17 protein-coding genes and 1 pseudogene are annotated in these 18,006 nt (G+C 52.1%); 7 read left to right on the forward strand and 11 right to left on the reverse strand.

Annotated elements, in window-relative coordinates; genetic code table 11:
• Positions 1-96: 96 nt before the first annotated feature.
• From G7064_RS00380 to cdd, 4 genes are all read right to left on the reverse strand, one after another.
• Positions 97-2,133, reverse strand: coding sequence for a 7TM diverse intracellular signaling domain-containing protein (locus G7064_RS00380; RefSeq protein WP_166072006.1), 2,037 nt, complete (start codon positions 2,131-2,133; stop codon positions 97-99).
• Positions 2,134-2,504: 371 nt separating this feature from the next.
• Positions 2,505-2,807: an alpha/beta hydrolase gene (locus G7064_RS22030; protein WP_240935623.1), complete on the reverse strand. Its 303-nt coding sequence runs from the start codon at positions 2,805-2,807 to the stop codon at positions 2,505-2,507.
• A gap of 8 nt (positions 2,808-2,815) precedes the next feature.
• Complete coding sequence (locus G7064_RS22035; protein WP_240935624.1) at positions 2,816-3,154, reverse strand: hypothetical protein; 339 nt, start codon at positions 3,152-3,154, stop codon at positions 2,816-2,818.
• A 29-nt stretch (positions 3,155-3,183) separates the two neighbouring features.
• Positions 3,184-3,681 (reverse strand): cytidine deaminase, encoded by a 498-nt coding sequence (gene cdd / locus G7064_RS00390; RefSeq protein ID WP_166072007.1) that lies wholly within the window; start codon positions 3,679-3,681, stop codon positions 3,184-3,186.
• 266 nt (positions 3,682-3,947) lie between these two features.
• Between cdd and G7064_RS00395 the strand changes: the two genes are divergently transcribed.
• Positions 3,948-5,303 carry a saccharopine dehydrogenase family protein gene (locus G7064_RS00395; RefSeq protein WP_166072008.1) on the forward strand — a complete coding sequence of 452 codons (1,356 nt, stop codon included), beginning with the start codon at positions 3,948-3,950 and terminating at the stop codon, positions 5,301-5,303.
• A gap of 78 nt (positions 5,304-5,381) precedes the next feature.
• On the opposite strand, the gene G7064_RS00400 is transcribed toward G7064_RS00395, so the two are convergent.
• The 7 genes from G7064_RS00400 to aroQ form a co-directional block, all read right to left on the reverse strand.
• Complete coding sequence (locus G7064_RS00400; protein WP_240935626.1) at positions 5,382-6,104, reverse strand: tRNA1(Val) (adenine(37)-N6)-methyltransferase; 723 nt, start codon at positions 6,102-6,104, stop codon at positions 5,382-5,384.
• The gene (locus G7064_RS00405; RefSeq protein WP_166072009.1) at positions 6,044-7,156 is read right to left on the reverse strand and encodes an acyltransferase family protein; all 1,113 of its coding nucleotides are present in this window, start codon (positions 7,154-7,156) and stop codon (positions 6,044-6,046) included. Before G7064_RS00405 ends, G7064_RS00400 begins: the two co-directional genes overlap by 61 nt.
• A gap of 124 nt (positions 7,157-7,280) precedes the next feature.
• A complete protein-coding gene (rnhA, locus tag G7064_RS00410; RefSeq protein WP_133273122.1) occupies positions 7,281-7,745 on the reverse strand; it encodes a ribonuclease HI in 465 nt (154 codons plus the stop codon).
• Positions 7,746-7,849: 104 nt separating this feature from the next.
• On the reverse strand, positions 7,850-8,410 hold the full coding sequence (locus G7064_RS00415; protein ID WP_133273121.1) for a MarC family protein: 561 nt from the start codon (positions 8,408-8,410) through the stop codon (positions 7,850-7,852).
• 120 nt (positions 8,411-8,530) lie between these two features.
• Positions 8,531-8,665, reverse strand: a complete 135-nt coding sequence (locus tag G7064_RS22625; RefSeq protein ID WP_262888630.1) for a hypothetical protein — start codon at positions 8,663-8,665, stop codon at positions 8,531-8,533.
• Between the two features lie 11 nt (positions 8,666-8,676).
• Complete coding sequence (locus G7064_RS00420; protein ID WP_240935628.1) at positions 8,677-9,591, reverse strand: aminotransferase class V-fold PLP-dependent enzyme; 915 nt, start codon at positions 9,589-9,591, stop codon at positions 8,677-8,679.
• Positions 9,592-9,741: 150 nt separating this feature from the next.
• A complete protein-coding gene (gene aroQ, locus G7064_RS00425) occupies positions 9,742-10,188 on the reverse strand; it encodes a type II 3-dehydroquinate dehydratase (RefSeq protein WP_133273120.1) in 447 nt (148 codons plus the stop codon).
• Between the two features lie 198 nt (positions 10,189-10,386).
• Here aroQ and xerD point away from each other — a divergent pair, with 198 nt between their 5' ends.
• The 6 genes and pseudogenes from xerD to G7064_RS00455 all read left to right on the forward strand — a co-directional run bounded on the left by xerD (position 10,387) and on the right by G7064_RS00455 (position 17,964).
• Positions 10,387-11,286: a site-specific tyrosine recombinase XerD gene (xerD, locus tag G7064_RS00430; protein WP_166072010.1), complete on the forward strand. Its 900-nt coding sequence runs from the start codon at positions 10,387-10,389 to the stop codon at positions 11,284-11,286.
• 487 nt (positions 11,287-11,773) lie between these two features.
• Entirely contained in the window at positions 11,774-13,039 is a 1,266-nt protein-coding gene (locus G7064_RS00435; RefSeq protein ID WP_166072011.1) for a DNA translocase FtsK 4TM domain-containing protein, read from the forward strand.
• Positions 12,985-14,508, forward strand: a pseudogene (locus G7064_RS00440) (DNA translocase FtsK); the annotation flags it as partial. The gene G7064_RS00435 and the pseudogene G7064_RS00440, both read left to right, overlap by 55 nt.
• Positions 14,509-14,569: 61 nt before the next feature.
• On the forward strand, positions 14,570-15,214 hold the full coding sequence (locus G7064_RS00445) for a LolA family protein (RefSeq protein WP_133273117.1): 645 nt from the start codon (positions 14,570-14,572) through the stop codon (positions 15,212-15,214).
• A gap of 177 nt (positions 15,215-15,391) precedes the next feature.
• Positions 15,392-16,696, forward strand: a complete 1,305-nt coding sequence (locus tag G7064_RS00450; protein WP_166072012.1) for a DUF2851 family protein — start codon at positions 15,392-15,394, stop codon at positions 16,694-16,696.
• Positions 16,693-17,964, forward strand: a complete 1,272-nt coding sequence (locus tag G7064_RS00455; protein ID WP_166072013.1) for a hypothetical protein — start codon at positions 16,693-16,695, stop codon at positions 17,962-17,964. The genes G7064_RS00450 and G7064_RS00455 overlap by 4 nt, the downstream gene beginning before the upstream one ends.
• Positions 17,965-18,006: the final 42 nt, after the last annotated feature.

An 18,006-nucleotide genomic window follows, 5' to 3' on the forward strand; every position in this document is an offset into this window, starting at 1 on the left:
TAGCAAAACATAGCATCAACAGTTAGTAGCGTAGCCTGCCGAAGGCGTGGTGGAAATGACAGCTCACCCTGACCTTGCTAGCAAGACTTTCCGAGCTCAACACGGTAGCCAAACCATGATACTGGTGCCAGTGCTGGAGCTATCGATGTGAACCTGACCGCCCAAATAATCGGCGCGGGCACGTACGCCCCGCAAGCCAATGCCATTGCCAGCAGTACTTGATTCAAAGCCTTTTCCATTATCTTCTACCAGAACCTCCAAGGAGGTTGGGTGTCTGAGTAGCTGCACGTTTACTTCGGAGGCACGAGCATGGCGCACCGCGTTATTTAGCAACTCAGCCGCAATTCGATAAGCTGACATTTGCAAGGGTTGCGGAATAGTGTCGAGTTGGGCATCACAGTAGGTGCGCACGGTAGGGTGGCCGTAGAGATTCAATAGCTCGCCTAAGTGCGCTATAGAGTCGCTTAAACCACCCAGGCCGGGCTCGGCGGGCAGCAGCGCATGACTTAGGGTACGCACCTCGTCGCGCAGGTGGCGCAATAGCAATTCGGTTTGGCGTGCGGCGGCGGCGGCCTCGGGGAATGCAGCCAGGGCATCACGAATTGCCTGCCCTTGCCAGGCCATGTGCAAGGCCATGAGATTTGGCCCCAAGGCGTCGTGTAATTCACGGGCCAGGTGTTCACGTTCTTCTTCCTGAGCAGCTATCAGGCGGGCGCCCATGTCATTGCGCTGGCGAAGCTGCCGGATGCGCAGCTTGGCATTTTGGCGTAATGTGTGGCGAAAGCGTCCGGTGAGCAAGAAGCTTAGTACCAACAGCTCCAGAAATAGCCCCCAAGCCAAAGCATTGGGCTCAACCAAATGTAGTGTTGTAAGCCCAACATGGTTTAGCCAGAACAGTACAAACCCCCCGAAGAAAAAGAAGTAGGTGAGGGAGTAGTAGAGAGCCAGGCGGCGGTGGTTCGGGGCCCGGAAAACGGTTATGAGCGCTACCCAACAATAGGTGAAAATGGCAACCAGCAGCACCTCCCGCCCACCGTTGAGCAGGGTAAGACCCAGTGTATTTCCCTGAATGCGAGCGGACGGATAAAGCAGCGTGTAAACCAGCACAAAAACAGCGGCCGTAACAATCAAACCAGTACCCAAACGGTAGAGAAACGACCAGCCATTGCGCAGCCGCAGAAATAACTGCAGTATGCGAAGCCCGCAGGCTGCTGCCAGCAGCATAAAGTTGAATTGGCCAATAGACCACAGCAAGCGGTAGATACCGGCCGGAAAAGCCAACGCATCCAGCCCATCCTCCATTAGCAGGAAAATTGTGGTGAAGACCACATACGCTACATACCACAGGTGAATTCGGTCGCGTAGGAACCCGAACAAAACAAGGTTGAATACGGCGCTACCCAAATAAAACCCGATGAGCCAAATCCAGCGCTTCGTAAAAACATAATTCACTTCCCAAGCCAGAAAATCCTCGGTCGTGGTCACGTCGGTGGGCACGTAGAGAGCGCCCGCATGATGATCAATGCGGAGATATAATTCGGCCTGCTCGCCGGTCGCGAGCGTGAACGGCAGGCACAAGGCCCGAGCCGGAAATATGCGCTCAGCAGCCGGAACCTGGGAGGAAGCAGCGGAAACCCGCGTAAATAACTCGTCGCCCGCCCGCCGGTAGTAAAGGGTAGCGCTATCGGTGTAGTTATAGAGGCTCCAGATAAAACGTGTGCGTTGCGGCAACGTATTCACCACAGCCAATCGCAGCCAAAGTCGCTGGTGCGCAAAGCCCAAGTTAAGCGTCCGATGCCATGGGCCTGCGCTAAAAGCCCCAGACCTAAACATACTATCGGCGTGAGTAGGTGTGGCAGGGGCTGAAAAAGGCTCTGTGTAATAACGGTAGGTTTCGGAGAGGTGAGCGCCATTCGATTCTCGCAGGTAAAGCGTATCGGCAAGCTTGGGGGGCAAATTAGGGGCAGCCTTCGCAACTGATGGCATCAGGAAATCACATCCCAAAAGCAGCACAAATACAATTACATAACTGCAAACGGGCAGGCAGGGAAAGCCAATAGAGGATGCGCTGATCACTACTGATCCATCGCAGGCAAACGTGGGATAAGTCAAATGGATAATGCCTCGCTGCATAGCTGATTAGCAATGAAAAGTTACCCGTCAATTACATGCGATCCTACTGCTTAGAAACACCTAATTGTAGGCATATATCGTAAAATAATATAAGAATGTAGCATTGTCTTGCTGTCTTATACGAAACCAACTTTCTAATGATCAGCTATTAATGCCAACTTGTTCACTGGGAGAAACCACTGATAGTTTATGTTTCTGGTTTGCGGCGGTAAGTGCTTTTCAAAAAATGCCGCCCTCACAGAACGACCGCTTATGTCGAGCTTCCATTATTCACCTAGGCCGGCAAACGATATGAGGCCTCGAAAAAAGCCAAGAAATCAACCCGGAAGGTAAAACGATGCTGATATGCTGATAGCCAGCTAAGCGCCGCGCTACTTCAATTGCCTTAAGACGCTGGCCTGAAGCTCATGCTTGCCCGTAAAGCGCAGGATGGTTGGCTCAACGCCCAACTTAAGGAGAAAGTCGCGCTGCTTTTGTAAGTCAGCTTCCTTGATAAATTCGTCTTGGTCGCCGCACACTAGCACTACTGGCAGGCGTTGTAGTAAATGGGTAGCCACCGCGTAGTCGATATCGTCGGGGAAGGCACCAGCCCACAAAATGAGCCGGTCTGGCCGAAACGTTGCGCGGGCCAGCCACCGGCTAACGGTAGCTGCGCCCTGCGAGAAGCCTAACACAGTGACAGCTACGCCGGGGGGCTTTTTTCGAAAAGCGTCCCAGCCAATTGATTTAAATAGGCAACATAGTCGTCAATCTCAGCCAGTCGGTCTTCGCGCGTCATCCAACTCGCCCCGATCCGACCGCCATTGCCCTGTAAATAAAAGCGGGAGAGGCCTTCGGGAGCTAGTATGACAATGTCGTCGGCTTCGGTGAGCACGGCAAAATGCCGGATAAAATACGCCGCCAACTGTCCGTAGCCATGACACACAAACCACACGTGCCGGGTGCGCTCAGAAAACTCACCCAACTGATAGTACCGCGCCGTACGCGCCACTGTGAGCTGATGTTCCTGAGCTAAAGCCACACCTGATCGTTAGAATATTACAGCAGTAACTATGTGGACTGCCCCGGTAGATTTTCGGCGGAAAACTGAAACGGCAGCAAATCGGCCAGCGTGCGGAAGCGGTAAATAGTGCCTTCGGGGCCGGGCAAAAGCAGCGGAATCAGCTGGCCCTGGCGGTTTTCGTACTCAGTCATCACTTGGCGGCAGGCTCCGCACGGCATTGCCAGCATAAAATCGCCCTGAGCCGGGCGTGCGGCCACCGCCATCCCAACAATGCGACGTTCAGGCTGGCTTACCGCCAGGCCAAATAAAGCCGTACGTTCGGCGCACAAACCCGATGGATACGCCGCATTTTCCTGATTTGAACCCCGGAAAACCGAGCCGTCGTCGAGGAGCAGCGCAGCACCCACATTAAAGTGAGAGTAAGGAGCGTAGGCATGATCGGTGGCGGCGCGGGCCGCGTGCCAAATGATGGCTTCGGATGGTGTGAGCTCCGCTTCGGAAGCCAGTACATCCACAGTAATAGTCAGTTGTAACGGGTGAGCCATTGGCAGGTCTAAGGAAATGCAGCGTTCCATCACCAACCAAGCGGCCCCGGTAGGAGAAGGGGCGGTGAATGTAAGACATTTATCCTTTTACAAGTGTATCTACATCCAAACATTCAAAAATTTGCCCCCCACGCCCCTGCCTCGTTCGTTAGCAGCCCCAACAGTATTTGCAACTGCTGCCTCTTCGCAATAAACGTAATGCCCAGCCGTCAGGCTCCAATTAGAGATAGAGTTCGTACAATTGCGCATCACTTCGCACCCATCTCTTGAAAAATATTCTGCTGCTCGGGGCCGGTCGTTCGGCGTCTTCTCTGATAAACTACCTCTTGCGCCATGCGCCCAGTGAGGGCTGGTACCTCACCGTGGCCGATGTGCAGCCAGCTCATTTGGTGCCCATACTCGTAGCGCACACCGAATACGCCCGCGTAGTACCATTTGATATTCAGAATGATGTGCTGCTGAATGAATTAGTAGCTGCCGCTGATGTAGTGATATCCATGCTGCCCGCGGCGTTTCATCCTATGGTAGCTCGCGCTTGCCTGCACCACGGCCGTCACCTGGCCACCGCTAGCTACGCCACCGACGAAATTCGGGCCTTAGATGCAGAAGCCCAGGCCGCCGGCGTCACGCTGCTGATGGAGTGTGGCCTCGACCCGGGTCTCGATCATATGTCGGCGATGCAGGCAATAGGCGCGATTCGGGCCCGTGGGGGACAATTACTGTCTTTCAAATCCTACTGTGGCGGTTTGCTTACTCCCGAGTCAGAAGGGGATAATCCGTGGCGATACAAGTTTACCTGGAACCCGCGCAATGTGGTTTTGGCTGGGCAAAGCACCGCCAAATACCTTGAAAATGGTCGGCCGCATTTTATTCCGTACCAACAGCTATTTCGCCGCTTTGAGGTGTTGGAAGTGCCCGGCTACGGACAGTTTGAAGGCTATGCTAATCGCGATTCGCTCAGTTACCGCGCGCCGTATGGCCTCGATACTATCCCGACCATTTTGCGCGGCACCCTACGCCGGCCGGGCTATTGTGCTGCCTGGAATGCTTTGGTGCGCCTCGGCCTCACCGATGACACCGTGCATTTGGGAAATACAGCCGATTGGACGTGGCAACAACTTATTGCTGCCTATTTGCCTCCCGCCGCTGCCGTGGGGGGCAATTTGGCAATACACTTTGCCGATTATCTGGAGTTGAATCCGGAAGGGGAGGAAATGCGACTGCTCAGCTGGCTCGGGCTATTCAAGCATGTAGCGGTTGGCCTACCCAATGCCACGCCCGCCCAGCTACTGGAGCATTTACTGACCGAAAAATGGCGTCTCCAGCCTGGCGACCGCGACTTGATTGTGATGCAGCACCTGTTTGAGTTTACGTTGCAGGGCAAACGATACCGGCGTACCTCCTCGCTGGTTGTGCCCGGCGACGACGCCACGCACACGGCAATGGCCAAAACAGTAGGCTTGCCCCTGGGAATGGCCGTGCGCCGCCTTACCCGTGGTCTGGTGCCCCAGCGTGGCGTGGTTATCCCAACGCACGCCAACTTATACGAGCCGATTTTGGCTGAACTAGAGGCTGAGTACGGAATTCAATTTCAGGAAGAAGAAAGCGAGCTTCCGGATTAATAAATCGTTTTCACATCAGGTTTGAGCTTGTGGGCGATTCTTAACGTGCTAAGGTTTATTAAGAATGGCAGAAGCAGCTCAGAAAGCCAGATAAAAGTCGCGTAGCAAAGCCTTAAATTCGGGAGAATACGCTGACCCAGTCTCAGTGTAGATGGCCAGACTGTGACTTTTAGTAGCCACCGGCATTCGGGTGAAGGTAGTAATATGTCGGTTGGCTCGGCTACCCAAGCGATGATGCAATTCCAGCTGCACGCTAGGAAAAAAGCCCCCTAAGGCTGCCGTTTGTTCGAAATGGTGCATTTCCGGCGGAGGCAATAGTATAGTAAGCCGACCGCTGTGGGTCAGATATTGTGCAGTGAAGGCAATTAGTGCCTCAAAGGATAACGTATCAGTGGCGGTGTGGCGGGCCGTTGTCCGGGCTACGTCAGGAGAGCGCAGGGAATGCCGAAAAAAAGGCGGATTAGAGATAATATGATCGAAAGGCTCTGGTTGGGTACCAGCAAATTGCGCTAAACTCATTCCGTGAACCTTGATGCGCTCTGGCCAAGGACTGGCCGTCACGTTATCAATCGCTTGTGCGGCCGCCAGTTCATCTATTTCAACTGCGTCTATCCGAATAGCAGGATTTCGCTGGGCGGCCATTAAGGCCAACAGCCCAGTACCCGTGCCGATATCCAAGAGGCGAGTATCTTCAGATAAGTAAGCCGCCGCACCGAGCACACAGGCATCGGTGCACACCTTCATCGCACACTGGCCTTGCTCAATGCGGAATTGCTTGAACTGGAAGTAGGAGTTGGCCAATTGTGACGAGAAGTAAGTGATTTGATTTTTTTATTTACTGGCTCTTCGAAAAAGAAATACAAAGCTATTGCTAACACTACCAGGACCAAATAAATGGCCACAGCCCCTAATATTGATTCCTCATTGAAATAAGGCGACAGTAACTCGTGAATAAGGCCCATATGAATCAGGTAAAATGCATAAGAGCTTTTCCCAAGTACAGATAATAGTTTGGTAGATAAAAACGTTGATATAAGGCTTTTTTCTCTGAGTAATCCCATAAATATAATGGCTATGCATAAAGGAAAATAAAGGTTATTTACTGCAATACCAATGGGTGGGCTTATGCCAAAATTAGCTTCGTACGCTATTTTTATTTTTGTTAATGCGAATACGCCAAGTGAAAATAGTGTAATGCCTCCGTACGTGAGAAAAGGTAAATAATGATTAGTTTTTACTTTCTTTAATAACAACGCTAAACCAGCGCCAATAAAGAACTCGAAAAAGCGGCCAAAAAAAGTAGTGTATGCCACAAAGGATATATTTTCAAAGAATGGCAAGTGCAGATTGTTGAAGATTTTAACCAGTACAAACCCTGTCGCGGGTAGTAAAACTATAGCTGATATCCAAACTATAGCTTTACTGAATCGGGGAGCATTTAGAGCTGCGAAAAAGAATATGGCAAAAAAATAGAAACACTCCTCCACGGTTAGCGACCAAGCCTGGGGCAGCCCAGTGAATGCGTATTCTAGAGATAAACTCTTAAGAAGCGTAATGTTTAGGATAAGCGCATATAAATAGTATCTACTAAAACCCACATTATAAAAAGCAATAAAAAAGACTGGAAGAGTCAAAATAATATACAAGGGGTATATCCTCGCAAATCGATTGATAAGGTATGTTTTTATATTTTTGATGGATACTACATCAGTAGCAAAGTATCTTTCTGTAATAAGAAAACCACTAAGGGTAAAGAAAATTGTTACTCCTACGTGGAATTCGTGAAATATAGATTTTAAAAAAGGACTGTTAAATATTAGTTGCCCCGGATTATAATGGTGCAAATAGACCATGAACGCAGCTACTGCTCGCACACCCGTTAAGGAAGAATAGTAAGGGGGTCGCATTAGTGAATTAGGCTAGTACTATGGCTATGCTTTGCGGTAAATAAGCCGAGTGAGCGGTATGAAAGTGAATTTACCGTTTAGCCTCAATAAGCTCATAGCCTTCATCTACAAGTAGCTTGCCTTGGGTAGCACTGAATACAGCTAGTCGGTCGCAGCGCTCATTCTCGGGGTGGCCATTGTGGCCACGCACCCAGCGAAAATGCACCGTGCGTTGCTTATACACCTTTAGGAAGCGACGCCAGAGGTCTTCATTAGCTTTCTTGCCAAAATCAGGCTTCATCGCCCAACCAAATACCCAGCGCTTCTCAACGGCATCAACCACATATTTCGAGTCGGTGACAACAGTAATGGGCATTTCGGGACGCGTTACAGCCTCCAAACCAACGATTACTGCGAGTAGCTCCATTCGGTTATTTGTGGTGAGCCGAAAGCCTTCAGTAAGCTCTTTCTCATGTCGGCCGAAGCGTAGAATGGCACCATAGCCGCCCGGGCCAGGGTTTCCGCGGGACGACCCGTCGGTAAAAAGATAAATCATTCTTACGGATTGGATGGCAATATATCCGAATTGCCGACTGCCTGACCGCGCATCGATTGGATGTGTGAATGGTCAGCCGACAATCCGGATAATCAGATACTTACTTAAAAGTTGGCTTTAAATAGCTTAATAGCAATTGCTAGCAGAATCACCCCGAAAACGCGGCGTAGAATGTCTTCTCCGGCCTTGCCGAGCTTGCGCTCAATCCAGGCGCTGCTTTTGAGTACCGCGTACACAAAGACAAGGTTCAGCGCGATGCCTACCAGTACATTAGGCAAGGAGTACGCCGCACGCAACGAGAGCAAGGTGGTCATGGTGCCGGCCCCTACGATGATGGGGAAAGCAAGAGGCACGATGGAGCCCGATGCCGCCAGCGGATCGTTGCGGAATAGCTCAATGCCCAGAATCATCTCCATGCCAATGAGGAAGATGATGATGGCGCCGGCTAAGGCAAACGATTGAAAGTCAACGCCAAATAAGGACAAAATGCTTTGGCCGAGAAATAGGAAGATCACCATGAGCGCCCCCGCTACCAACGTGGCTTTCTCGGAATGCACTTTGCCCTCACGCTGCCGGATCTGAATTATAATGGGAATGGAGCCCAGAATGTCAATGATAGCGAACAGCGTAAGCGTGACGGAGAAGATTTCTTTGAGTGAAAACATACTGGTAACCTCAACCGGAGGGCTGCAAAATGCAGCCTGAGTGGAGGAGCAAAACAATTAGAATAACGCCCATCGGCTACTTTGTGAAGTAAAGGAGCCTGCTGACGCTTAGAGTTGAAATCAAGCGAAGTCCTTAGCGAAAAACTGCACCAGCTTCTCGTAGGCTGCATCTGGAATGGCTGGGAAGTTGGCAATGCGTAGGCTATTCGCTTTCCAGGTGCCATAGCCATTGCCCAGTTGCATGCCTTGGGCCAAAGCGCTGCGCTTTATCTCGTCGATGAGGGCTGGGGGCCTTGCAAGCCAATGACGGTGGTGGAGCGGGTCTCGGGGTTTTGCACCAGCGGGCTCAGCTGGGTAGCGCTATCGAAGAAATCGTAGAGCTTGGTGGCCCGGTCTTGAAGGTGTTGGTGCACAGCCTTAATAGGTGCTCGATCCTGAAGAACGCGGCTGAGCAAATAAATGCCGAGTACGTTGGGAGTGTAATTGGTTTGCCAGTTGAGCATTTTCTCGTACTGGGCCGTCAGGCTATTGTAGTGGGCACGCTCGTTGAGGTGACGGAAGCGAGCCACTGCCCGAGGCGAAAGCACCATAAGCGCTAAGCCAGCGGGCAAGCCAAAAGCCTTTTGCACTGAGGCAAACCAAATATCGGCCTTAATATATTTGAGTTGAATGCCCCCCAGAGACGAAGTGGCATCGATGGCTAGTAAAGCGTTGCCGAGGCGGTTGAACACGTTCAGGATAAAACCATCGCGGAGTTGAGTCGCGTTTGAGGTCTCGTTCTGGGTAAGGCAAACCAGATCGGTGTCGTCGTTGAAGGGGAGCGTGTGCACATTGGGCAGTTCATCGAGTCCAAAGGCTAGGCCGGTAGAGGCAGGGCGCAGGGCGCGGGCATAGTCGAGCCACTTTTCCCCGAAGGCTCCACTATATAGGTGAAAGCTCTTAGTGGGCGTCAGGCTTTGGGTTAAAACTTCCCAGCACTCCGTGGCCGAGCTGAGGAAGAAAACGGTGTAGTCTTGTGGGATATTAAGCTTAGCCCGAAGATCAGTCACGGTTTGGCGTACCAAGCCCGTGAAACGCTCGCCGCGGTGCGGAGCCGATAGCCAGCCTTCATCGAAGGCATCCGTGAGGTATTGGCGCACGGCCGGATACACCGCCGATGGTCCAGGATTGAAAGTATACATTCAGTTGGTGATTGCTAGTGGAGAAGACAAAGGTAGTAGGAGCGGAGTTTGGCCGCTGCCTTTCTTGGGGTAACTAACGCCCGCCTCGGCTTGATTCATGTTCAGTATATGAGCCTGAATGCAAAAAAGCCCCCAGCAAGCAATTAACCTTTACACCTTAAAACCAACGCGCTTGGGCCGTAATCCTTCAAAATAATGCAGGGCCAGCCGGTAGCTGTCGAGCTTAAAGCCGGTGATAGTGCCGACGCAATGTTTGCCCAGTAAACTTTTCTGCCGAAACTCTTCGCGGGCTGCCAGGTTAGACAGATGTACCTCTATTACAGGCGTATTGATAGCAGCCACGGCATCGGCCAGGGCAACGCTGGTATGCGTGTACCCACCGGCGTTGAGCACAATGCCATGAAAAGTGAAGCCCACTTCATGCAGCTTATCAATTAGCTCGCCCTCGTGGCTCGACTGAAAATACTCGAGCTTAATGGCGGGAAATGCCTCGTGCAAATCAGGCAGAAAGTCTTCGAAAGAGCGGTTGCCATAGATGCCCGGTTCGCGGCGACCCAATAAGTTGAGGTTGGGACCGTTGATGATGATGATTTTCATGAAGCAGGAGTGAAGCGAAAAGGTAAAGGTCGGGGAACGTGGCTAAAACTAGCGTTTTCTAGATTGAGCCAAAAAGTACTACTTGCTGCTACAACTATTACCCGACCCTAATACTCCTGCAGATTCCTGGAAAAAGCCCCCCATTCGGCACGACTCTTGGATTCTTCCTCACACCTCACGCTTCTAACTTTTATACTATTGAATTGGTCCATCAGCCTCAAGCAATTTGAGGGCTATTTACAACTCGAAAAGTCATTATCAGGCAATAGTGTGGAGGCGTATGTGCGGGATGTGGGCAAATTGCGGCAGTACCTGGAAATATCGAAACTCCCGGCTAACCCAGAGCAGGTAACAACTCGTATTCTACGCGATTTTCTGGCTTGGTTGGGAGAATTGGGCCTTGGGGCTACTTCCCAAGCCCGTACGCTTTCCGGTATCAAAGCCTTTTATAGCTTCCTTATTATGGAAGATATGCTGCTGCTCGATCCAACTGATACGCTGGAGGCGCCTAAAATTGGCCGCAAGCTGCCTGATACCTTGGCGTATGAAGAAATAACACAATTGTTGGATGCGGTGGATGTAAGCACCAACGAGGGCACTCGCAACCGCGCTATCCTGGAAGTGCTGTACTCCTCAGGCCTGCGTGTATCCGAACTGACGGAGCTGCGCTTGTCTAATTTGTATGCTGATCAGGGCTTTGTGCGCGTCACGGGCAAAGGCAATAAGGAACGACTCGTGCCCATTGGCCGCGATGCCCTCAAGCACCTGAATATCTATCTTACTGGCGTGCGCTGCCATCTCGACATTGAGCGTGGCCACGAGGATTTCGTGTTTTTGAATCGGCGGGGGGCAAAATTGTCGCGGGTAATGATCTTTAACATTATCAAAGCGCTGGCTGACAAAGCAGGTATTCGCAAAACTATAAGCCCACATACGTTCCGACACAGCTTTGCTACCCACCTCATTGAAGGCGGTGCCGACCTGCGCGCCGTGCAGGAAATGCTGGGCCACGAAAGCATTACCACTACTGAAATTTACACCCACCTCGATCGGGACTACCTCAAGCAGGTTATTACTGAGTTTCACCCGCGCAGCTAAACAAGCAGTATCAGATCAACTCTGTATTGAGCCCTTGAGTAGAGCCATTAGATAGCTCCGCCCAAGGGCTCAAGCTTGTTATTTGCTATTGGCTTTTTGTCCTGTAATGGTTTTGGAACCAGCATATTCAAGCATCTGAGCAATTTGGGGGGCAAATTTTCGGTTAGGACTGCGGGCGGGCAAGTGTATCTTTACGAAGCGTGAGGTGTTGGCTGCCGGGAGAAATCATTCCCCGCAGAAGCCACACTACCGCCTCGTGACTTTTACATTTAGCCTTTCGGTGCCTAAGCATGGCAAAGAATACATATAAACAACCCATCACTCCGCCGGCCCGCGGCAACGAGCCCCGCCCGGTCGCCCGTCCCGCCACGCGCCCAACGCCCGCGCCAGACCCCGCTCCGGCGCCCCGCGAGAATAGTCGCCGCAATGAGGCTGGTCCAAAACCAGCAGCCAAGGCTGCTATCAAAGCCCCGAAACCGCCGCGCCAATGGCCGAAACCGCCTTCATTGGGGGCATTTTTAGCTTTGTGCGCGACCGTCGCTTTCAACTCTTTCTCGGTTTTTTCTTCCTGCTAGGGTCCATTTACCTTACAATTGCCTTCGTGTCGTTCCTGTTTACGGGCCACGCCGATCAGAGTGTGGTAGGTAGCTTGGCCACCACGCCCGCCAAGGAAGCGGGGCAAGAATCGGGTAACTGGCTGGGCCTGTTAGGGGCAATGGCCGCGCAGGTGCTCATTTATAAAGGCTTTGGCGTAGCCGCGTTTGCGGTCATTCCTATCGTCTTCTTTTTGGGGTATAAAATCGTGTTCCGACGGGCAGGAATAGGCGTGTCGCTCAGCTATGTCATTGCGTTGTGCCTGTTTTCGATGCTATGGCTGAGTGCTTTGCTTGGCTACGTGGTACTTACCCTCCAAACCCCCGACGCTGACCCAAACCTGGCGCATACCCTCGATTTTTTGAGTGGCGGCATTGGGTACGAAGTAGCCTCCTGGCTCGATAGCCTGATTGGTTGGGGTACGGTACTGCTGCTGGCATTTTTGCTGATTTCCTTCGTGGTCTTCTTCTTTAATGTTACCAGTCTGAACATGGGAACGGCTGCCGAAGAGGAAGCAGATGCCGCGAGCCCCAACGCAAGCACCGATGGATTAGATCTGTATGGCCGCACCGGCCTTGGCGTGAATCACGGGGCTGACCCCACCGCCTCACTCGATGCCGAAGAGACCGAAATTGCCCCCCAGATGACGTTGCGCAACATAAAGCCCGTCGCTAGGAAGGAACCGGAGGAGGAAGTTGCGCCTCAGTTTACCTCAACGATAGGGGAGGACGAAAGTGATGAGTTGGAAGTGGAAGTTCCGTCATATACAGGTTCGGTTGCCTCTCCATCTTTCAGCGTAACGGCGCCAGCCGGCGAGTCCCTGCCGTTGTCGGTTGCGCCCAGCGTGGCCACGTCGAGCGCGGCAGCATTGGCTGCTTCGGCTGCTAGCATCAGCGGACCGAGCTTCTCCGTTGAAATGCCGGTTGATGCCGAGGTAGCTCCCGTGAGTAGCCGTGTACCTACGCCGCTTTCCCTAGCTGATCTGGCTGACGGCACTACGGCTGCGCCCAGTTCACCACCTTTAACTGTTGCCCCGGCAACTCCTGCCGAAACGCCCCCATGGCTATCACCGTGGCCGATGACGACGACTTCTTCGCCGAAGGCACGGAGAACTACGACCCCACGCTTGACCTTTCGCGCTACCAATATCCAACCCTAGAACTACTCAACGACTACGGTGCCGCCAAAGCCCAGGTGAGCAAGGAGGAACTCGAGGATAACAAAGACCGCATCGTTGAAACGCTGGGGCACTATGGCATCAACATCGCCAGCATTAAAGCCACCATCGGCCCCACGGTGACGCTGTATGAGATTGTGCCGGACGCCGGCGTGCGCATCTCCAAGATTAAGAGCTTGGAAGATGATATTGCCCTGAGTTTGGCGGCATTGGGTATTCGCATCATTGCGCCTATACCGGGTAAAGGAACCATTGGTATTGAGGTGCCGAATACCAAGAAGGAAATGGTGAGCATCCGTTCGGTGCTGAGCCACGAGAAGTTTCGCACCAGTGAAATGGATCTGCCCATTGCCTTCGGCCGCACGATCACCAACGAAGTATTTGTGGCCGATTTGGCCAAAATGCCGCACTTACTCATGGCCGGTGCTACAGGTCAGGGTAAGTCAGTTGGCTTGAACGTGATTCTAGCATCGTTGATTTACAAGCGGCATCCTTCGCAGTTGAAGTTTGTGCTCGTCGATCCTAAAAAGGTGGAACTGAGCATCTTCAACAAGATAGAGCGCCACTTCCTAGCTAAACTCCCCGACACGGAAGAAGCCATCATCACCGACACAAAAAAGGTGGTGAACACGCTCAACTCCTTGTGTATGGAGATGGATCGGCGCTACGACCTATTAAAGGATGCTGGCTGCCGCAACCTGAAGGAGTACAACCGCAAGTTTGTAGAGCGTCGGCTTAGCCCTAAAAAAGGCCACCGGTTCATGCCATTCATTGTGCTGGTTATCGATGAGTTGGCCGACTTGATGATGACAGCAGGGAAGGAGGTGGAAACACCCATCGCGCGTCTGGCTCAATTGGCGCGTGCCATTGGTATTCACCTGATTGTAGCTACGCAGCGGCCTTCCGTGAACGTAATCACCGGTATTATCAAGGCCAACTTTCCGTGCCGCATCTCTTTCAAAGTAACTTCCAAGATTGACTCCCGCACCATTCTGGACACCGGTGGCGCCGATCAGTTGGTCGGGCAAGGCGACATGCTGTTCTCAGCCGGCTCCGATCTGATTCGGGTGCAGTGCGCATTTATTGATACGCCCGAAGTAGATCGTCTTTGCGACTTCGTGGGTGAGCAACAAGGCTATCCGGAAGCGTATTTGCTGCCTGAAGTGGCTGGTGCCGAAGGTGATACGGGCGGTAACAACGAAGACTTTGATCCGGCTTCCCGCGACAGTATGTTCGAGGAAGCTGCCCGCGTTATCGTGACGCATCAGCAAGGCAGTACCTCGCTGCTCCAACGTCGTCTGAAACTAGGATATAACCGCGCCGGACGCCTGATTGACCAACTTGAACACGCTGGCGTCGTAGGACCATTCGAGGGCAGCAAAGCCCGTGAGGTATTAATTCCGGACGAGTACAGTTTGGAGCAATTATTGAATAACCTGAACAAAAGTTAGAAATGAAGGATTAAAGTCAACTAAATCCTTGTTTCGCCCAAGCTATCCCTTTCCCTTTGCAATGAAAAAGTATATCGCTTTACTGGCGTTTTCGGTTACGCTGATTGCTGCTGCTCCCGTGCAGCAGGACCCCAAAGCTGGTAAGATTCTCGACCAGATGAGTGCCAAATACCAGGCAATGAAAGCGTTTAAAGCCACTTTCACCCAAACCCTCGAAAACGACGCGGCTAAGGTGAAGGAGAACATGACCGGTGACATAACGGTAAGTGGCCAAAAGTTTCGGCTGAAGTTGAGTGGTCAGGAAATCATCAACAACGGCCAGACGATGTGGACCTATATGAAGGACGAAAACGAGGTGAATATCTCTGACTACGAGCCTGAAGAAGGCGAGATATCACCGGCTCAGATTTATACCTTGTATAAAAAGGGCTATAAGTACTCTTATGTACAGGAAGCCAAAGAAGCCGGTGAGGCCGTTGATATCATTGAGCTAGCCCCAGAGGATAAGAACAATCAGGTTTTTAAAGTGCGTTTGTCCGTGAGTAAGGCGGATAAATCGTTGAAAAGCTGGAAGATGTTCAAAAAGAACGGCAGCCGTACAACCGTAACTATCCGCAAATTCCAGCCGAATCCGCCGGTAGATGCCACTACCTTCAACTTTGATAAGGCGAAGTACAAGGGCGTAAAGGTGATTGACCTGCGTTAATCCACGGCTCAAGAATTTCGGCCCGCTTTCACTTTTGGTGGAGGCGGGCCGTTTTTTTGGTGGCTAATCTGAAAGAAGTGCTTGGTTTTTGTATACCGCCTTCAAGCAAATTTTAGTTAATCAGGGCGTTATCCGGTCCTGCCCGGCTACTACTTATATTAGATCACCTTATTACTTATGAAAGAAGAGCTACTTCACTACGTCTGGCAGCACCAGTATTTCGATAAAGCAGATTTGCTAACAGATCAGGGGGAAAAGCTTGTTGTATTGCGTCCCGGTCAACACAATACTGATGCCGGTCCCGACTTCCTGAATGCTCGTCTTCAGATTGGAGAGGTTGAATGGAATGGAGCCGTTGAAATCCATTTGCGGGCTTCCGACTGGCAGCGCCATCAGCACCAGACGGACCCAAAGTACGACCAAGTGGTATTGCACGTGGTGTATGCGGCCGATCAACCCGTGCAGCGTACCAATGGCTCTGCCATTCCTTCGCTGACTCTAGCTCCACGCCTAACGCCGGCTCTTTTAACTACTTATGCCACTCTGGGGGGCAATTTAGATACAGTATCAGTGCCCTGTGCGCCATTTTTGCCATTGGTGCCGAGCATTACCCGCACCATGATGCTCGGGAGGGCATTGCTGGAAAGAGTAGAGCAAAAGGCTGATTTGATAGAAATCCAGAACAAACACTTGGGCGGCGATTGGGAGGCCACAGCATACCATGCACTGGCGGCAGCATTTGGGTTTAAGAAAAATAGTGAACCCTTAGCGCGGTTGGCCAAGGCATTGCCGCTGAGTATTCTACGCCGTCACCGCCATGATTCCCTGCAGATGGAAGCGTTGCTTTTCGGTCAGGCCGGACTCTTGCCCACCGCCTCAGATTTGCCCCCCAGTGATGCTTACCTAGCCGACCTGCGTCGGGAGTATGAGTTTCTGCGCCATAAATATGAGTTGGCTGCTCTGGCCCTGCCGGCTCATGCCTGGAATTTTCTGCGTCTGCGGCCCGCTAACTTTCCCACTGTACGTATCGCTCAGCTCGCGGCTTTGCTTCATGCCCGTCCGGCCCTGTTTGATGCGCTACTTACGGCGGTTAGCGTGGGGGCTTTGGAGCAGTTTTTTCGGGTGGCGGTGTCGCCCTATTGGCAAACGCACTACCGGCCGGGCAGCCCCGGTAAAGTAGCTGCTTTAGGTCAAAGTAGCATTCATCTGCTGATAATCAACGTAGTGGTGCCCCTGCGTGTAGCCTATGCTCGCCATGTGGGCCAGCCCGAGTTGGTGGAGCAAGCCATAGGTTTGTTAGAACAGCTGCCCGCTGAGCGCAATCATCTTACGGCGCCTTACGAAAAACTTCATTTTGAGCACCGCACTGCCGCCGATTCGCAAGGCCTGCTAGCTATGCACCATGGTTACTGCCAGCCACGCCGCTGCCTGCAATGCGCAGTAGGCAGCCGGATTTTGCAACATAATTTGCCCCCCAGGTGAAGATCGTAGTTGCCGTTGGGCTGAATATAGTAATGGTGGTAGCGCTAGCTTATTGGCTGCGGCGGCAAGCCCGCGCTTCTGCGTTGCGCCGGGTGATGCTGCCTGCCTTGGGGCTACGGCTCCTGGCGGGTGTCGCTGCGTGCCTCGCGCTCACCAGCGATGCCGATTATTTTCAGTTCTGGGGGAAACTACTCAACGCCCAACTATGGGATAATCCTGGTGCCTGGCTGCATACGCTGCTGGGTGAAGAATTCCATGGCTACGGGGAAAAGCTCATTTTTCACGGCTTTTCAAATACCTTCTTTATCATCAAGCTTCTGTCGGTACTGAATCTGGGGTCGCTGGGGAATCCGTTTGTGAATGGAGCTTATTTAAGCCTATTCAGTTTCGTGGGCAGCTGGCAGCTGGTGCGGGCGGTAGAAAAGTATTTGCCTCAAGTACCGTTAGCGGCGGCGGCAATAGCATGGCTGGCATGGCCGTCAGTGGTTTATTGGTCGGCTGGCATCACAAAAGAGAGCCTGCTAATAGGGAGTGGGGCTTGGCTCACCGCATTGGTTGTAGGTTGGCTGTATGGTGGTCAACCCGTTCGACTGGCAGGGATGGTTGGGGCTCTGCTGCTAGCTTGGTTGCACTTCAAAATGCGCTTTTTCTTCGCCGGTCTGCTTTTGGGCGGATTAAGCAGTCTTATTATAGTGCATCTGGTGCAACAGTTTTTTGGCCGCGCCCGGCATTGGCAGGTTCAGTTGGCCGTTATCGTGGTAGTGCTGGTAGGAGGCATGCGGGTGGCGGCTGAAATATTCCCCGTTCTTCGCGTTAATAAGTTTACTAATCAGCTCAGCAACAACTATTACCAATTGCTAAGAGCCTCCCAAACACGCCCTCATATTGAGTACACCGACTTAAAGCCTACGTTGGAAAGCATGCTTAGCTATGCACCGAAAGCCATAATAAGTACCATTACTCGCCCCTGGCTTGGGGAGGATAAACAGCTTTTATATATAGTAGCTAGCCTTGAAAACCTGGCTTTGCTATTATTAATTGGGGTCACTCTGGTAGCATTGGCTCGTCGGCGCCCCGGCTATCTACCATTCGCGCTGGTCGTGGTTTTAGTGCTATACTGCCTCGCTTTGGCTGCTTTACTTGGACTGAGCACCCCTAACCTGGGCACTTTGAACCGCTATCGGGCGGTATTGCTACCGTATCTGGTGTTTCTGCTGCTCCAGAATGAGTACGTGGCCCGCTGGCTTCCTCGCTTTAGGGCTGAGTAGGTACTGGTTTTCGATAGCAATACTTGCCGACTATTGCCCAAT

Source organism: Hymenobacter sp. HDW8 (assembly GCF_011305775.1).
In the GTDB taxonomy this organism is placed as follows: Bacteria; Bacteroidota; Bacteroidia; order Cytophagales; family Hymenobacteraceae; genus Hymenobacter; species Hymenobacter radiodurans.

Excerpts from the sequence above, each read along its gene's own strand:
- rnhA (WP_133273122.1), bottom strand. The coding sequence starts at position 7,745 with ATGATTTATCTTTTTACCGACGGGTCGTCCCGCGGAAACCCTGGCCCG.
- G7064_RS00405 (WP_166072009.1), bottom strand. The coding sequence starts at position 7,156 with ATGGTCTATTTGCACCATTATAATCCGGGGCAACTAATATTTAACAGT.
- G7064_RS00380 (WP_166072006.1), bottom strand. The coding sequence starts at position 2,133 with ATGCAGCGAGGCATTATCCATTTGACTTATCCCACGTTTGCCTGCGAT.
- G7064_RS00435 (WP_166072011.1), top strand. The coding sequence starts at position 11,774 with ATGGCCGAAACCGCCTTCATTGGGGGCATTTTTAGCTTTGTGCGCGAC.
- G7064_RS00415 (WP_133273121.1), bottom strand. The coding sequence starts at position 8,410 with ATGTTTTCACTCAAAGAAATCTTCTCCGTCACGCTTACGCTGTTCGCT.
- G7064_RS00445 (WP_133273117.1), top strand. The coding sequence starts at position 14,570 with ATGAAAAAGTATATCGCTTTACTGGCGTTTTCGGTTACGCTGATTGCT.
- aroQ (WP_133273120.1), bottom strand. The coding sequence starts at position 10,188 with ATGAAAATCATCATCATCAACGGTCCCAACCTCAACTTATTGGGTCGC.
- G7064_RS00420 (WP_240935628.1), bottom strand. The coding sequence starts at position 9,591 with ATGTATACTTTCAATCCTGGACCATCGGCGGTGTATCCGGCCGTGCGC.
- cdd (WP_166072007.1), bottom strand. The coding sequence starts at position 3,681 with ATGGCTCACCCGTTACAACTGACTATTACTGTGGATGTACTGGCTTCC.
- G7064_RS00450 (WP_166072012.1), top strand. The coding sequence starts at position 15,392 with ATGAAAGAAGAGCTACTTCACTACGTCTGGCAGCACCAGTATTTCGAT.